The organism is Pseudomonas sp. REP124 (assembly GCF_020164475.1).
Classification (GTDB): Bacteria; Pseudomonadota; Gammaproteobacteria; order Pseudomonadales; family Pseudomonadaceae; genus Aquipseudomonas.
The window spans coordinates 16084-33095 of record NZ_JAIQWX010000065.1 but is presented as its reverse complement, the minus strand read 5'-3'; the positions used below and the strand labels follow the sequence as shown (position 1 = coordinate 33095).

General features: G+C 62.7%; 12 protein-coding genes. 7 read left to right on the top strand and 5 right to left on the bottom strand.

Annotated features, from left to right (window positions below):
• Positions 1 to 6 precede the first annotated feature (6 nt).
• Positions 7 to 423 (bottom strand): helix-turn-helix domain-containing protein, encoded by a 417-nt coding sequence (locus tag K9857_RS16980; protein WP_224537654.1) that lies wholly within the window; start codon positions 421 to 423, stop codon positions 7 to 9.
• 154 nt (positions 424 to 577) lie between these two features.
• On the opposite strand from K9857_RS16980, the gene K9857_RS16975 reads away from it, so the two are divergent.
• From K9857_RS16975 to ycaC, 4 genes are all read left to right on the top strand, one after another.
• A complete protein-coding gene (locus tag K9857_RS16975) occupies positions 578 to 1504 on the top strand; it encodes a LysR family transcriptional regulator (RefSeq protein ID WP_224537652.1) in 927 nt (308 codons plus the stop codon).
• A gap of 409 nt (positions 1505 to 1913) precedes the next feature.
• The gene (locus K9857_RS16970; protein WP_224537651.1) at positions 1914 to 2525 is read left to right on the top strand and encodes an antibiotic biosynthesis monooxygenase; all 612 of its coding nucleotides are present in this window, start codon (positions 1914 to 1916) and stop codon (positions 2523 to 2525) included.
• 9 nt (positions 2526 to 2534) lie between these two features.
• A complete protein-coding gene (locus K9857_RS16965) occupies positions 2535 to 4373 on the top strand; it encodes an amidohydrolase (RefSeq protein ID WP_224537649.1) in 1839 nt (612 codons plus the stop codon).
• A gap of 71 nt (positions 4374 to 4444) precedes the next feature.
• Positions 4445 to 5071, top strand: coding sequence for an isochorismate family cysteine hydrolase YcaC (ycaC, locus tag K9857_RS16960; protein ID WP_175377473.1), 627 nt, complete (start codon positions 4445 to 4447; stop codon positions 5069 to 5071).
• 198 nt (positions 5072 to 5269) lie between these two features.
• Here ycaC and K9857_RS16955 read toward each other — a convergent pair whose 3' ends face one another.
• Positions 5270 to 6292 carry an alpha/beta hydrolase gene (locus K9857_RS16955; protein ID WP_224537647.1) on the bottom strand — a complete coding sequence of 341 codons (1023 nt, stop codon included), beginning with the start codon at positions 6290 to 6292 and terminating at the stop codon, positions 5270 to 5272.
• A 124-nt stretch (positions 6293 to 6416) separates the two neighbouring features.
• On the opposite strand from K9857_RS16955, the gene K9857_RS16950 reads away from it, so the two are divergent.
• A complete protein-coding gene (locus K9857_RS16950) occupies positions 6417 to 7313 on the top strand; it encodes a LysR family transcriptional regulator (protein ID WP_224537645.1) in 897 nt (298 codons plus the stop codon).
• Between the two features lie 507 nt (positions 7314 to 7820).
• On the opposite strand, the gene K9857_RS16945 is transcribed toward K9857_RS16950, so the two are convergent.
• The 3 genes from K9857_RS16945 to gspG all read right to left on the bottom strand — a co-directional run bounded on the left by K9857_RS16945 (position 7821) and on the right by gspG (position 10091).
• On the bottom strand, positions 7821 to 8366 hold the full coding sequence (locus K9857_RS16945) for a hypothetical protein (RefSeq protein ID WP_224537644.1): 546 nt from the start codon (positions 8364 to 8366) through the stop codon (positions 7821 to 7823).
• Positions 8367 to 8439: 73 nt separating this feature from the next.
• Entirely contained in the window at positions 8440 to 9627 is a 1188-nt protein-coding gene (locus K9857_RS16940; protein ID WP_224537642.1) for a type II secretion system F family protein, read from the bottom strand.
• A 14-nt stretch (positions 9628 to 9641) separates the two neighbouring features.
• Positions 9642 to 10091, bottom strand: a complete 450-nt coding sequence (gene gspG / locus K9857_RS16935; RefSeq protein ID WP_224537641.1) for a type II secretion system major pseudopilin GspG — start codon at positions 10089 to 10091, stop codon at positions 9642 to 9644.
• 206 nt (positions 10092 to 10297) lie between these two features.
• Here gspG and K9857_RS16930 point away from each other — a divergent pair, with 206 nt between their 5' ends.
• Together K9857_RS16930 and mnxG are read left to right on the top strand one after the other, a co-directional pair.
• A complete protein-coding gene (locus K9857_RS16930; protein WP_224537639.1) occupies positions 10298 to 10906 on the top strand; it encodes a lytic transglycosylase domain-containing protein in 609 nt (202 codons plus the stop codon).
• A 205-nt stretch (positions 10907 to 11111) separates the two neighbouring features.
• The gene (mnxG, locus tag K9857_RS16925; RefSeq protein WP_224537637.1) at positions 11112 to 16955 is read left to right on the top strand and encodes a manganese-oxidizing multicopper oxidase MnxG; all 5844 of its coding nucleotides are present in this window, start codon (positions 11112 to 11114) and stop codon (positions 16953 to 16955) included.
• Positions 16956 to 17012 lie beyond the last annotated feature (57 nt).

The window sequence follows — 17012 nt, the reverse complement described above, 5'->3', positions numbered from 1 at the left end:
TCGCTCCTACAGGGTTGCGTGGGCATTTCTGCGCACTGTCCGGCAGCGCCAGGCAAACGGGTTGATGCCTTCGCTGCGGGTGAACATGTGGCAGAAATGCGCCTGATCGCAGAAGCCGCATTCCAGGCTGATCTGCGTGAGGCTCAGGTCCGTGTGCTGGATCAACAGCTTGGCCCGGGCGATGCGTTGCTGACGGATCCAGTCCTGGGGCGAGAGGCCGGTGCTGCATTTGAAGGCGCGGGAAAAATGACTGCGCGACAACGAACAGGCGAGGGCCAGTTCGGTTACTTCGAGTGGGTCGCCGAGGCGCTCGAGAATCAGTTGTTTGACCAGTCGCTCACGTTGCGGGCTGAGGCCGCCGGCGTTCTTCTTCAGGGAATCTGCGACTGTCGCGAGGACGGCGTTTTGCTGTAATTGAGCCATGGCAAAGGTCCGTATCGGTAGACCTCATTTTTGAAGCCGGACGCTCTGGCTTGCGAGTTAAACGTTGTTAATTCCTCGCCCGTCGCGGGAAGTCTTGGGTAAAGTCAGCCACAATCGCTCCCCGTACCTGGCCTGACACAAGGAACCCGTGCCTGTGAATCGAAATGATCTGCGTCGCGTCGACATGAACCTGCTGGTGATTTTCGAAGCGCTGATGTTCGAGAAAAACCTCACCCGCGTTGCGGAAAAACTGTTCATGGGCCAGCCGGCGGTCAGCGCCGCGCTTGGTCGGTTGCGTGACCTGTTCGATGATCCGCTGCTGTTGCGCCAGGGGCGTGGCATGGAACCGACGGGGCGGGCGCTGGCGATCCTCAAGGAACTGCAGCCGGCGATGGATGTGATTTCCGGCGCGGTCAGCCGGGCCAAGGAGTTCGATCCGACGACCAGCAACGATGTGTTCCGCATCGGGCTGTCGGACGATGCCGAGTTCGGCCTTTTTCCGCCGTTGTTGCGTCAGTTGCAGGAGGAGGCGCCGGGGATTGTGGTCGTGGTGCGCCGCGCCAATTACCTGTTGATGCCGGCGTTGCTGGCGTCCGGGGAGATCTCCGTGGGGGTGAGTTACACCACGGAGTTGCCGGCCAATGCCAAGCGCAAGAAGCTGCGGGACATTCCGTGCAAGGTGCTGCGCGGTGATGCTCGGCCGGGGACGCTGACGCTGGACGAATACTGCGCGCGGCCCCATGCGATGGTGTCGTTCTCCGGGGACTTGAGCGGCAATATCGATCTGGACCTGGCCAAGGTCGGACGCTGCCGCAAGGTGGTATTGGGCGTGCCGCAGTTCAGTGGCCTGCGGGCATTGCTGGCGGGTACCGAGATGATCGCCACCGTGCCGGATTACGCCGCCTGCGCCTTGGTCGAAGGCTGCGGCCTGCGCGCCGAAGACCCGCCCTTCGAGATCGAAGCCGCGCAGCTGTCCATGGCCTGGAGCGGCGTCCACGACAACGACCCGGCCGAACGCTGGCTGCGCTCGCGCATCAGCCAGTTCATGTCCGCACCGCTGGACACCTCCGGCAGCGCCTGACCCACCGCCATCGCGGGCAAGCCCGCTCCCACAGGGTTATGTGTTGATCACAAAATCCGGGAGCAGCTCGATCACTGTGGGAGCGGGCTTGCCCGCGATGGCGGCCTGACATTCAACCCGTTTTTCAGACTGGACTCGATCCAATTGTGGGAGCGGGCTTGCTCGCGAAGGCGGCCTTCCAGTCAAATCATTCCCTCAGATGGCACCCCGGCCAATTGTGGGAGCCTGCTCGCGAGCTTTTTCCCACTCGGCACTGTCACTGCCTGACCTACAGCTATCGCGAGCAGGCTCGCTCCCACAAGGGGCTATGTCGATCCACAGACCCCGCTTCTGAAAAAGAGCACGTACATCCAATTTTTTCTCCCCCCACCCCGGCAATCTCACTACTCGATTTGCCGGAGCCTTGCGTATGTCTGATTTCAATCGACTTGAACCGACCAGCCCCGGAGCTGGCGAAGTCGTCACCCTGATCGTCAAACACCGGATCAAGGCCGGGTTTGAAGCGCCTTATGAAGCCTGGCTGCGCAACATCGTCAAGGTGGCGGGGCAGAGCGAGGGGCATTTGGGGGTGGATGTGGTCCGTGGCAAGCAGGCGGGTCTGCACCTGTTCACCTGTGTACTACGCTTCTGTTCCACCGAGGCGATGCAGCGCTGGCTCGATTCGCCGCAGCGCCAGGCGCTGGTCGACGAAGCCGCGCCGATGCTGGCCGACGGCGACCAGACCGAAGTCAATCCGGTCAACGAATTCTGGTTCGCCCCGCTGGCCGACGCGGCATCGCCACCGCCGCGCTGGAAACAGGCCGTGGTGACGCTGCTGGTGATCCTGCCGCACACCTTGCTGGTGCCACTGATCTGGGGGCCGCTGCTATCGCTCAATGCCTTTCTGTCCAGCTACGTGGTCGCCACGTTCCTGATCACCCTGACCATCGTGCTGTCGGTGGTGTACGTCTTCATGCCGATGGCCACGCGGCTTTTTACGCCGTGGCTGGAAGCCGGCCAATCCCATTCCACTCAGCCTTAAGGAAACGCGATGAACGCCGATCTGATTTTGTTCAATGGCCAGTTCCATACCGTTGACCGGGAAAATCCGCACGCCAGCGCCGTGGCCATTCGCGAGGGTCGCTTCGTCGCGGTCGGCAGCGATGCCGAAGCCATGGCCCTGCGCGGCTCGGGCACTCAGGTGATCGACCTCAAGGGTCGTTGCGTGATCCCTGGCCTGAACGACTCGCACCTGCACCTGATCCGTGGTGGCCTGAACTACAACCTGGAACTGCGCTGGGAAGGCGTGCCGTCGCTGGCCGATGCACTGCGCATGCTCAAGGAGCAGGCCGACCGCACACCGACCCCGCAGTGGGTACGAGTGGTGGGTGGCTGGAACGAATTCCAGTTCGCCGAAAAGCGCATGCCGACGCTGGACGAACTCAACCAGGCCGCACCGGACACCCCGGTGTTCGTCCTGCACTTGTACGACCGTGCCTTGCTCAACCGTGCCGCGCTGCGTGTGGCCGGTTATACCCGCGACACGCCGAACCCGCCGGGTGGCGAGATCGTCCGTGATGCCAACGGCAACCCCACCGGCATGCTGGTGGCGCGTCCCAACGCGATGATCCTGTATTCGACCCTGGCCAAGGGGCCGAAGCTGCCGCTGGAATATCAGGTCAACTCGACCCGCCAGTTCATGCGCGAACTCAATCGCCTGGGCCTGACCAGCGCCATCGATGCCGGCGGCGGTTTCCAGAACTATCCGGACGATTACCAGGTGATCGAGCAGTTGGCCAAGGACCAGCAACTGACCGTGCGCATCGCCTACAACCTGTTCACCCAGAAGCCCAAGGAAGAACTCACCGACTTCAAGAACTGGACCAGCAGCGTCAGCCTGCACCAGGGCGACGACTTCCTGCGGCACAACGGCGCCGGGGAAATGCTGGTGTTCTCGGCGGCGGACTTCGAAGACTTCCTCGAACCGCGTCCGGACCTGCCGCAAACCATGGAAGACGAACTGGAGCCGGTGGTCCGCCATCTGGTCGAACAGCGCTGGCCGTTCCGTCTGCACGCCACCTACAACGAATCCATCAGCCGCATGCTCGACGTGTTCGAGAAGGTCAACCGCGACATTCCGTTCAACGGCCTGCCGTGGTTCTTCGACCACGCCGAAACCATCACCCCGCAGAACATCGAGCGGGTGAGGGCGCTGGGCGGCGGCATCGCGATTCAGGACCGCATGGCGTTCCAGGGCGAATACTTTGTCGAACGTTACGGCGCCAAGGCCGCCGAAGCCACACCGCCGATCAAGCGCATGCTGGCCGAAGGTGTGCCGGTAGGCGCCGGTACTGACGCGACGCGGGTCTCGAGCTACAACCCGTGGACCTCGCTGTACTGGATGGTCAGCGGTCGTACCGTCGGTGGCCTGGAACTGCACGCCGAAGGTCTGTCCCGCCAGACCGCGCTGGAACTGTTCACCCACGGCAGTGCCTGGTTCTCTTCCGAACAGGGCAAGAAGGGCCAGATCAAGGTCGGGCAGCTGGCAGACGTGGCGACACTGAGCGCGGACTTTTTCAGCGTCGACGAAGAAGCGATCAAGTGGATCGAGTCGGTGCTGACGGTGGTTGGCGGCAAGGTCGTATACGCCGCGGGTGATTTCGAGAAGCTGGGACCTGCCAGCGTGCCGGTGCTGCCGGACTGGTCGCCGGTGGTGAAGGTGCCAGGTCACTGGCGGCCGAACTCACCGATGCAGGCTCAGGTTCACCAGTGCAGCGGTCCGTGTGCGGTGCATTCCCACAGCCATGAGCGGGCGCGCCTGTCGAACGCGCCGGTCAGCGATTTCGCCGGTTTCTGGGGCGCGTTCGGCTGCTCCTGCTTTGCTTTCTGATGCATAACCAAAACGCCGGCGCTCTTGCGTCGGCGTGACACGCAATAATCATCCACCAAGGAGTTTTTCCAATGAGCAACGTTCCTTACAAGCGCCTGAACAAAGATGATGCCGTCGTACTGCTGGTCGATCACCAGACCGGTCTGATCTCGCTGGTGCAGGATTTCTCGCCCAACGAATTCAAGAACAACGTGCTGGCCCTGGGCGACATCGCCAAGTTCTTCAACCTGCCGACCATTCTGACCACCAGCTTCGACAGCGGTCCGAACGGCCCGATCGTGCCGGAACTGAAAGCCCAATTCCCGGATGCGCCGTTCATTGCCCGTCCTGGCCAGATCAACGCCTGGGACAACGAAGATTTCGTCAAGGCCATCAAGGCCACCGGCCGCAAGCAACTGATCATCGCAGGTGTGGTGACTGACGTTTGCGTAGCGTTCCCGACTCTGTCGGCCCTGGCCGAAGGTTTCGACGTGTTCGTGGTGACCGACGCTTCCGGCACCTTCAACACCACCGTGCAACAGGCTGCCTGGGCACGCATGTCGGCCGCCGGTGCTCAACTGCTGAACTGGTTCTCGGTAGCCTGCGAGCTGCAAGGCGACTGGCGCAACGACATGGAAGGCCTGGCCAACCTGCTGTCCGAGCGCATCCCGAACTACCGCAACCTGATCAACAGCTACACCACCTTTACCGCTAAATAAGCCAACCGGTGAATGTGCCGTTCAAAATACCGCGTTCGGCACAGCCTCTGTAGGAGCGAGCACGCTCGCGATGGACTCAAGAACAACACGGGGTGTCAGGCACCCAGCGTTATCGTTTACGACCATCGCGAGCATGCTCGCTCCTACAGGAAACGCTAAAAAGATCGCAGCCTGTTGTCAGGCTGCGATCTTTTGTTTTCAGGGTTTCAGATGTGTCTTGAGCTCCAGCCCCGCCTGGCGTACTGCCGCTTTCACCGCCGGAATCTGGCTCAGCGGGTTGAGCAGGCCGAAGTCGTGGATCATCCCGTTGTAGCGCACCGAGGTCACCGGCACGCCGGCCGCGTCGAGGTGGCGGGCATAGCCTTCGCCTTCGTCACGCAACACGTCGAACTCGGCGGTCTGCACCAGTGCGGCGGGCAGGCCCTTGAGCTGTTCGGCGCTGGCCTTGAGCGGCGAGGCGTGAATCTGGGCGCGGTCGCCCGGGTTGGTGGTGTAGTTGTCCCAGAACCACTGCATCATGCCTTTGGTCAGGAAATGGCCCTCGGCAAATTGCTGGTACGAGCCGTTGTCGAACCCGGCGTTGGTCACCGGCCACATCAGCAGTTGAAAGCGCAGGGCTGGGAAGTTCTGTTCCTTGGCCATCAACGCCACCACCGCCGCCATGTTGCCGCCGACGCTGTTGCCGGCCACCGCCAGGCGCTTGCCGTCGACACCGATTTCCCGTCCATGCTCGGCCACCCAGCGGGTCGCGGCGTAGGCCTGGTTGATCGCAGTCGGGTAGTGCGCTTCCGGCGACGGCGTGTAGTCGACGTACACCGCAACGGCACCAGACTCCACCACCAGGTCGCGAATCAGGCGCTGGTGAGTCGGGAAGTCACCCAGCACCCAGCCGCCACCGTGGAAGAACATGAACACCGGCAACTCACCCTTGACCTTGGCAGGGCGGACGATTTTCAGGTTGATGGCCTGCTCGCCGACCTTGATCGCACGGTCACTGACTTCGACACCGGACAAGTCCACCTTCACCGACGCCTGGGCACCGGTCAGCACCGCACGGGCGTCTTTCGGGTTCAGCTGTTCGAGGGGCTTGCCGCCACCTGCGGCGAGGGCTTCGAGGAAGGCCTGAGTGTTGTGCTCCACGCCCGGGCTGCCCGCGGCAAAAGCGTTGCCGACAGCGAAAGCGAGCAGGGTGGTGGTCAGGGTTTTCTGGACGATGTTCATCGGGTAATTCCTTTTAGTCTGTTGGTTGGCAGCTCGTGTTCTGAGCCGATGTGTGCAGATTAATGAGGTGCCCGAATGAGAAAAAGCCGCTATAAAGCGTTTGACTGTCAACCAAGGTGTGACAATGAACCCGTTCGAAGACATGCGTATCTTTTGCCAGGTCATGGACTCCGGCAGCTTCACCGCCGCCGCTGATCAACTGGGCCTGTCCAAGCAATTCGTCAGCCGTCGGCTGATGCAGCTCGAAGAGCGGTTGGGTGTGAGGTTGCTCAACCGCTCGACGCGGCGACTGGACGTCACGCCGTTGGGGCAGAGTTATTACGAATCGGCTTTGCGTTTGTTGGGTGAAGTCGAGCAGGTGGAGCAGGGGATTGCCGGGCAGACCACGGAGCCGCGAGGGACTATCCGCGTCAGTGCGCCGCTGTCGTTTGCACTGGCGCATCTCGGGTGTCTGCTGCCGTTGTTTTTGCAGCGGTATAGGGATGTCACGGTGGAAGTGGATTTGAGTGATCGGCCGGTGGATCTGCTTGGTGAGGGTTATGACCTGGCGTTGCGAATTGGCACGCTGGAAGATTCGACGCTGATTGCCCGGCGCATTGCATCGATCGAACGTGTGTACTGCGCCAGTCCTGCTTATCTGGCTGAGCGTGGTACGCCGCTCAAACCCGAAGACCTGCATGACCATGACTGCCTGCCTTACGGCCACGGCCGCCAGGTGCAATGGCGCTTCGCCGGGCCGGGCAAGCCGATGGTGGTGAACGTCACCGGGCGCATGCGGGTCAACAATGGCGAGTTGCTCAAGGATGCGGCGGTGGCCGGGATGGGCATCACTTATCTGCCGACCTTTATCGTCGGTGCGGCGTTGAGGGAGGGCAGGCTGGTGCCGGTGCTGGACGATTTCCGACCTGAGCCTTTGACCCTGTCGGCGGTTTACCCGCAACACCGGCAATCATCGCGGCCTGTTCAGGCGTTGATCGAGTTTTTGCGGGAGCGGCTGAATCAGGCTGAATGCGAGCTGTAAACACCGGAGCGACGCTTGCCCGCGAAGAGGCCGGCACATTCGACATTGATGGTGCCTGACACTCCGTCATCGCGGGCAAGCCCGCTCCCACAAGGTTATGTGTTGATCACAAAATCCGGGAACACCTCGATCACTGTGGGAGCGGGCTTGCCCGCGAAGAGGTCGGCACATTTGGCATTGATGGTGACTGACACTCCGCTTTCGCGAGCAAGCCCGCTCCCACAGGTTCGGTGTGTAAATGAATAATTTGCAGACAACCACAATCATTGTGGGAGCGGGCTTGCCCGAGAAGAGGCCGGCACATTCAACATTGATGTTGTCTGACACACCGCCTTCGCGGGCAAGCCTTGCTCCTACAGGTCCCGTGTGTGGATGAAGAATTTGCTGACAACCGAGATCACTGTGGGAGCGGGCTTGCTCGCGAAGAGGTCGGCACATTCGACATTGATGGTGCCTGACACACCGCTTTCGCGAGCAAGCCCGCTCCCACATTTAGGATTGGGTGAATCAGTTGCTGCGTTTGTCGTCCCCCGGTTCGCCGCCGGCGTGCAGGCCGCGGTCGTCGCCGACTTCATTGGCGCGGTGGGTGCCGTTGTCGTCGCCGGAACGATGTACGCCGTTGTCGTCACCTGAGCGATGAACCCCGCGGTCGTCCCCGGGTTCGGAGTGGGTGCCGCTGCGGCCGGAGTTCGAGGCGGTGCCGCCGGAGTGGTCGCTGCCGCCATGGCCACTGCCGCTGCTGCCGCCACTACTACCACCATGGCCGCTTCCGCCACTGCCGCCGCTTCCACCGCCACTGCCGCCGTGACCGCCGCCATTGCCGCCGCCACCATGACCGCCGCCGCCGCCGCCGCCGCCACCGCCACCACCGCCGCCGCCACCGCCGCCACCGCCCCCACCGCCCCCACCGCCCCCGCCCCCACCCCCATGCCCACCACCTCCCTCCTTGGCATGGGCAGTCGACACGTCAGACACACTGTCCGGAATCAATACGGTAGACGCCGACAAAACTGCGCCAATAGCTACTGCAAGTACAAGCTTGTTGAAGTGCATGTCGTTCTCCGTTTTCTTCTTCGGGTACAACGTAAAACCGTGCAGCGCACAGGTCGACCTTTGTGCAGCAGGGTCAGTGGATGCTCGAGGCCAGTTCGAAGATCGGGATGTACATCAGGATCACGATGACCCCGATGAGCAGGCCGATGAAGGTCATGAGCAAGGGTTCGAACAGCCGCACGAACCATTCGATCCAGCGGCTGATTTCTTCGTCGTAGAAGTCGGCGCTGCGCTCCATCATTTGCCCCAGGTTGCCGGACTGCTCGCCCGCACGAAGCAGGCGCAGGGACACCGGGGTCACCAGGTGATTGAGTTCCAGCGCAGCCGACAGCGAGTGCCCCTCGCGCACCCGCTCGCAGGCCTGGTCCAGACGCGTGCGGGAGGCGGGGGTCAGCAGGTTGCGCACCATGCCCATGGCGGTCACCAGAGGAATACCGCCTTGCAGCAGAATCCCCAGCGACCGGTAGAAGCGCGCCAGTTCATACATGAAGATGCGCTGGTGAACCGCCGGGACTTTCTCGATCAGCCGGTCCACACCCCGACGAAACGACGGTTGTCGGGATAGCAGGGCAATGGCGACGATGAACGCCGCAAAGGCGCCGAAAAACTCGCCCTGGTGGGCATGCAGGAACATGCCGCTGCTCATCAGGATCTGCGACATCCACGGCAGATTTTCCCCCAACCCTTCGAACACCAGGCTGAAGCGCGGCACCACGTAACCCATCAGAAACAACACCACGCCACCGCCGACAATCAGCAGCAGCATCGGGTAGATCGACGCACTGACGATCTTCTGCCTTACCTCGTCCATGCGCTGGCGATAGCTGACATAACGCCCCAGCGCATCACCCACGGCTCCGGTCTTTTCGCTGGACTGCACCAGCGCCACATACAAAGGAGGGAACACCGCCGACAACTGCCCCAAGGCCTGGGAGAAGGATTTGCCTTCATACAGCAGGCGCACCAGTTCGCTCAGGGTTTTGCGGGCCTGGGGCGCGCTTTCCTTTTCCGCCAGGCTTTCCAGCGCATCGATCAACGGCAGGCCGGCATTGAGCAGCGTGGTCAGTTCCTGGCTGAACAGCACCAGATTGAAGGTTTCGCGCTGCTTGAGGCCCAAGGCGCGCCAATGTCGTTCGGCGCGCAGGCTGACCACCCGCAGGCCCTGGTCCTCGGCAATGCGCCGGGCTTCGCTGTGACCGGGTGCTTCGACGGTCATGGAAACCACACCGGCCTTGCCGACCGCTTTGAGGTGAAAACGCATGGTCGCCATATCCGTTATTGCCAGTTGGAAACTTCGGCGTTTTCGCCTTCACCGCCGGCCTGGCCGTCCTTGCCCAGGGACAGCAGGTCGTACTCGCTGTGCTCGCCAGGGTAGCGGTAGGTATAGGCACGGCCCCATGGATCCAGCGGCAGTTTTTTCTGCAGGTACGGACCGGTCCAGTGGGTTTCATCGCTGGGCGCGGTGACCAGCGCCTGCAAGCCCTGTTCGGTCGACGGGTAGTGACCGACTTCCAGGCGATACAGGTCCAGGGCCTTGCCCAAGCCTTCTATTTGCGCCTTGGCCACTTTCACTTCGGAGCGGCCCAGCTGCGCGAAGTATTTCGGCGCGACGATGCCGGCCAACAGCCCGAGCACCACCAGCACCACCAACAGTTCGAGGAGGGTGAACCCGCGCTGGTTTCGTGGTGAACAGCTGCGGGCGGTGGAAGAAAGACGCTGTTTCATGATGACCTCACACAAGCGGCAGGAAGGATCGTGAAAGGGTCTATGCAATTGCCATGCACAGCACCGGCAATGGCTTCGACGCATTCCTGCACCCCCCGTCCTACGGCCTTCTGCGCTTTCGGCACAGTGCTTGCTCATGGCTGATAAACGACCGGTCACTGGGGCATATCCCCCAATTTTTCAGGCCGGGCAGGGGAGGTAGAACAATGAAAACTCTCACCGCGGGATTGCTCGGCCTGACCTTGCTGGGCGGCGTCGCACAGGCCGATGTGTTCGTCTCGGTCGACGCCAAAGGCAACTTCGTTCTGTCGAACGTCCACCGCCCGGGCCGCCACTACGAAAAGGTCATTCGCGAGCCCGAGGCGGCGGTGGTCAGTCTCGATCAGCAGCCCCAGATGATTGCCGCCAGGCCTTACGCCGAACTGGTTTCCAAGGCCGCCGAAGCCAATCAACTGCCCGCCGCGCTGCTGCATGCGGTGATCCAGAACGAGTCCGGTTACAACCCCAGCGCGGTGTCGCCCAAGGGTGCCGGTGGCCTGATGCAGCTGATGCCCGACACCGCCCGGGAACTGGGGGTGACCGACGTCTACGACCCCAACGCCAACATCCAGGGCGGCGCCCGTTATCTCAAGCGTTTGATGACCCTGTTCGACAACGACATGGCCCTCGCCGTGGCCGCCTACAACGCAGGTCCCCAGGCCGTGCTCAGCCGTGGCGGGGTGATCCCGCCGTTCGCCGAAACCCAGCGTTATGTGCCCAGCGTCCTGAAGCAGTATCGGCGCCTGCAGGGCCTGTCGGCGGACGCACCGTTGTAGCTGAACAACCGGGGCGGGTTTCCCCAACATTGGGGAATGGGAACCCCGGCGAAAAAGTGGGGAAAAAGTGGGGAATTTCCCCCGCTGAATTAAGTGGCAATCACAACCCCATGAAAAACCAATGAATTTTTTATGGCATGCGGATTGCTCAAGGGGATTTGTCGAGAATTATTCCCTGTGAGCACCCACTTCGAGGCTCGTGATCATGATCGGAATACACCATGTCCCAAACCTCCTTCCGTGGCTTGTATTAGCCGCCTCTGTACTCGGTATCGAGGTCGCGGAAGCCGCAGCGCGGTGTGAACGCAACCTGGTGGCCAACGTCGTGGCGCTGGACCAGCCACTGATGTTCAACCGCCTGGGGGCACAGAACGTCAACGGCATGATGTACGCCCTGCGCCGGGATGTGGTCGATGTAAATCAGGTGTCCCTGGAGCAGGGTGGTGCGGCGGTACCGGGCAAGGTTTCGTTGCGCGCCGACAAGCGTCCGCGCCCGCTGGTGCTGCGGGTCGCTGCCGGTGACTGCCTGACCGTCAACCTGCAGAACCTGCTGGCGTACCAGGCCAACCCCGGCTCCCACGATGGCGGTGAGGAGGAAGAGGAAGGAGAGGAAGAAGAAGGCGGCGAAATCGAAGCCGGCAACACCGATCAGTTCAAGGTCGACGAGCAGGTCGCCGACCGCCATGTCGGCTTTCAGGTCAACGGCATGCAGGCGGTCAACAGCATCGATGACATCTCCTCGTTCACCGGGCGCAACGCCAACACCCTGATCGCCCCCGGCGCCAGTCGTTCCTACACCCTGTTCGCCGAACGCGAAGGCGCGTTCACGGTCAGCAGCCGTGGTGCCACTTTCGGCAGCGAGGGTGCCGCCGGCAACAATGCCAACGGCCTGTTCGGCCAGGTGGCGGTCATGCCCAAAAACGGCCGCAGCTACCGCAACACCATCACCGAAGAAGAGATGCGCCTGGCCAGCACCGGTCGTACTCCGGCCGGTCATCCGATCGTCGACTACCAGGCACGCTACCCGCAGCGCGAGCCCTGGATTCGCGAAGGCAAAGCCGGCAAGCCGATCATCAACATGGTCGACGGCAATGAAATCGTCTCCAGCGAAGCCGATGCGATTGTCATGGGCAGCAACGCCGATGGCAGTTTCCCCGCCGCGACCTATCCGCTGGAAAGCGTCGGCAAGCGCAACCCGGCGATTCCCAACCGGCTTGAGCCGTTCCGCGATTTCTCCGCGCAATTCCAGGATGAAACCGCGGTGACCCAGGCGTTCCCCGCTTACTGGGCCGACCCGGTCATGGCCCACGTGCTGGAGCCGACGCGTGACTCCTTCATGATCAACTACGGTTCCGGTGGCATGGGTGCCGAAGTGGTCGCCAACCGGCTGGGCGTCGGCCCGATGCACGACTGCCTGTCCTGCGCCTACGAAGAGTTCTTCCTCAGCGCCCACACCGTTGGCGACGTGGCGATGCTGGTGGACGTTCCGGCCAACGCCGGCCTTGAAGGCATCACTCCGGGCCAGACTCCCCGCGCCGATCAGGTTGGCGTGAAGGCCACCGCGGCACTGTACCCGTCGGAGCCTTCGAACGTTGCCCATAGCTACATCGGCGACTTCGTCAAATTCCGCAATACGCACAACGGCTACGAACACCATATCTTCCACTTGCACGGCCATCAGTGGCTGTTCAACCCCAATGACGACAACTCCGATTACGTCGACGCCCAGGGCATCGGTCCGGGTGCCGGCTACACCTATGAAATCGCCAACGGCGGTTCGGGCAACCGCAACCGGGTAGCGGGCGATGCGATCTACCACTGCCACTTCTATCCGCACTTCGCCCAAGGCATGTGGGCCATGTGGCGGGTACACGACGTGTTCGAAGAAGGCACCAAACTGGAGGTCTCGCAACAAGGTGCCGATGGCTTCCACACTGAACCTTTTGCGCTGCGCAACGGCAAACCGGCGGCAGGTGCACGAGCCTTGCCCGATGGCGAGATCGTGGCCGGCACGCCGATTCCGGCCGTCGTGCCGCTGCCCGGCAAAGCCATGGCGCCGATGCCGGGCAAAGTTGCGGTCATTCCGAAACTCGGCGAGACCCTGGTGGCCGCCAACGACGACGATGATGACGAGGAAGATGACGATGACGGCGAACACCATGGCGGTGGCTCTCAAGCCATCGGCTCGCTCGCGCTGATCGATCGCAGCGAAGCCAACCGCAACGCCGACGGCACCCTGAAAAACCCTGGCTATCCATTCTGGATCGGTGGCATGGAGAGCTCTGTGGGCCAGCGCCCTCCGACGCCTCCGCTGGACATGCTCGACGCCGCCACCGCGCAAGCCCTGAAAGCCACTGGCAAGGCGCTGTGGGCCAACCTCGATCCGAATCAGTCCGGTGGCTGGGACGGCGGCTTACCGCGCCATGCCTTGGGCGGCGTATCCGAAGGTGGCGAGGCAGAGACCATCACCACTTCGCTGGATTTCTCCAAGACAGTCACCCGTGCCAAACCGATCTATCTGCCGGAAGAAGGCACAGAGGTCGAACAGGCCGCCATGGCTTTCCACGCCAAAAAGGAACACCCCAGCTACGCCGTGCTGCCCGGCAGCCAGATCGTGGCGCGCAACTTCCGCACCAACGGTGCTCTGCCAATTGCCGGCGCGCCGTACTACGAACCCTGCATGGATGACCGGCAAAAACGCCTGACCAGCAGCGCGGGTACCGGCGAATTCGCCAGCGGCGAGCGCATGGACGGCATGTCGTTCGTCGGTGCCTCGACCTTCACCGCCGACCGTCCGCGGATCTACAAGGCGGCAAACATCCAGTTCGACGCGGTGTACAACAAAGTCGGTTACCACTTCCCGCAGGCACGCATCCTGGCGCTGTGGGAAGACGCCTGGCCGGTGATCACCAAGCAGCGTCCGCCAGAGCCGCTGGTGATGCGCATGAACACCTTCGACTGCGTGCAATACCAGCAAACCAACCTGGTGCCGGCCGTCTATGAGATGGACGACTATCAGGTGCGCACCCCGACCGACGTGATCGGCCAGCACATTCACCTGCCGAAATGGGACCTGACTGCGGCGGATGGTTCGTCCAACGGCTGGAACTATGAAGACGGCGTGCTCTCCCCAGGTGCCGTGCAGGAACGCATCCACGCCATTCGCGAGTACAACCAGTGCGAAGGCACCGACCCGCGCGACGGCACTCCAGCCTGTCCGAAAGCCAAGAATCACCCGTTCTTCGGCCAGTATGGCCGGGCCGACTGGGTGGGGGCGCGGACGGCCATGCAGCGCTGGTTCGTCGACCCTGTGATCAATACCTATGGCGTTGACCGTGGCCTGGGCACCATCTTCACCCACGACCACCTCGGCCCATCGACTCACCAGCAGATTGGTCTGTACGCCACCGTGCTGGCTGAACCTGCCGGTTCCACCTGGTTCCACGCCGAAACCGGCGAGCCGCTGTACAGCGGTGCGCGCCAGGACGGCGGGCCGACTTCATGGCAGGCGGTGATTTCCACCGGCGACCTCGATGGCGACGGCAAGAACGACAGCTTCCGTGAGTTCTTCCTCGAGTACAGCGACTTCCAGCACGCCTATGAAGCCGGCGTGTATGTGGGCGCGGGTCCCGATGGCGTGCCGAACGCGCAAGCCTTCCCGGCCACGGCCGACAGCTTCCGCTACGCGATCAACCCGCCGGTGCGCGACAACACCAGTCAGTTGCTCGAATCGGTGGTGGAATTGCGCGGCGGCGTGATGCCGGGCTGCCCGAGCCGACCTTGCCCGCAGGCAGTCTCGGTGGATGACCCAGGCATGTTCGTCGTCAACTATCGCAACGAACCGCTGGCCCTGCGGGTGTTCGACCCGAACAAGGTCGGCCCTGACGGCAAGCGCGGCATGCAGGCCGACGGCCTGGGCGGTGACCTGGCGTACGCCATGCAAAGCCGTACCGACCGTGCGATCCCGGCGATGAACCTGGCGCCGAACCTGATCACCTCGGCCACCGGGCCAACCGGCGGCACCACGCTGTTCCCGCCACACATCAACAAGGGCGGCGCCGAAGCGGGTGACCCGTTCACCCCGATGCTGCGTACCTACACCGGCGACAACGTGCGGCTGCGGGTGCATGCCGGCGGCCACGAAGAGGAGCACAACGTCACCCTGCACGGCGTGAAATGGCTGCAGAGCGGTTCCGGTTTCGGCAACAGCTCCAACTCCGGCTGGCGCGCGTCGCAGATGGTCGGTATCTCCGAACAGATGGGCTTCAATGCGCCGGTGTCGATGATCTCCAGCGCGGCGGCGACCACCGGTGACTATCTGTACACCATGGACGCGTCCATCGAGGGTTACTGGAACGGCATCTGGGGCGTGATGCGTAACTACACCGCACAACGCAGCGACCTGTTCGCGTTGCCGAACAACCCGAAACCGACCGGTATGCGCAACACCGTGGCGTTCGACGGCATTTGCCCACGCATTGGCGCCAACCCCAACGGCATCGGGACTCGTCCGACCGTGCAACGCAACTACGAAGTGGTGGCGGCGCTGGCCAACGACATCCTGAGCAATCCGCTGGGCCTGACCATCGGTGATCCGCAAGGTATCGGCCAGCATGTCGGCGGGCCGTTGAAACCGGCAGGCGGCACCCTGGTGCTGAACTCGCGCACGGTGAACATTCCACAGGTCACAGTGACCGATCCGGAAGATGGCGAGACCTTCACCATCGGCGGGCAAAGCGGGCCGCTGCATGACCCGACTGCGGTCCTGTATGTGCGCAAGGGCGATCTCGATCCGACCACCGGCAAGCTCAAGCCCGGTGTACCTGTCGAGCCGCTGATCCTGCGCGCGGCGGCCGGTGACTGCATCAACATCACCCTGGAAAACCGTCTGCCAAGTGTCATGCCGGACCTGGCGCAAACCGCGATCCTGCAAGGCCTGGCCAAGCGTGACCGCAACGACGGGATGGGCTCGACCACCTTCAACAACAACCTGTTGCGGCCATCGAGCCATGTGGGCCTGCACGCGCAACTGCTGTCCTATGACATCACCAAGTCCGACGGCGCCAACGTCGGTGCCAACCCGATCCAGACCGTCCCACCGCGTGCTGGCAACACTGGCGCGTACCCGACCCGTACCTATCAGTACTACGCCGGGCACCTGGAGCGTGAAGGCAAGCCGATCACCCAATTGGGTCGCAACGTCGACAACATCAACGCCACGGCGGTGGAGTTCGGCGGGCTGAACTTCACCCCGGCGGATGTCATCAAGCAACCGCAAAAAGGTCTGGGTGGTGCGATGAGTGTGCTGCCGATCGGCTCCACCTGGGTCGAGGATGCCAAGCGCGCCTCGGCCACGGTGACCGCACCGGGCCAGACCGCCTATCGTGATTTCGCGATGGTCTGGCAGCGCGCCCTGAACACTCGTTGGGCCAATGGGCGGCCGGTGGAAGGCATTGCCTCGGAAGGCAATGGCGTACCGAACGATCCGAAGGACAACGCCAGCATGGCCATCAACTACAAGGTCGAACCGATGTGGTTCCGCTTCGGCCTGGCCCCGGATGCACCGTTCGGTCACGCCGGCAGCCCTGGCACCTACGGCAACGTACCGAACGCGCACCAGGCCTACAGCAACGCGCTGGTGGGGGGCGATCCGCAAACGCCGGTGTTCTATGTCAAACCGGGCCAGCCGTTCCGTACGCACATCCTGATGCCGTCCGGTGGCAGTCGCGGTTCGACCTTCCAGCTTGATGGTCACGTCTGGTCGGTCAACCCGTTCGTGTCGGAGAAGAGCGATTTGGGTGGTTACCCGATGGGAGCACCGGGGATCGGTTCGGTGAAGTTCGGCTACAACCCGATGTCGATGTACATCGGCGCCAGGGAAAGCGTGTTGCCGGCGGCGCACTTCAGCTTCATGCACCCAAGCGCCGGGGGCAGCAATGCGATAGCGGGGGACTACCTGTACCGCGACAACGCGTCCTTCGGTAATACCGCAGGGCTGTGGGGGCTGCTGCGGGTGACCAACGAGCCTGAACCGGCGCCAGCGCCGTAGGGTGGGGGGACGGGGTGGTGGAATCACACCAGCCCCGTAGGAGCGAGGCTTGCCCGC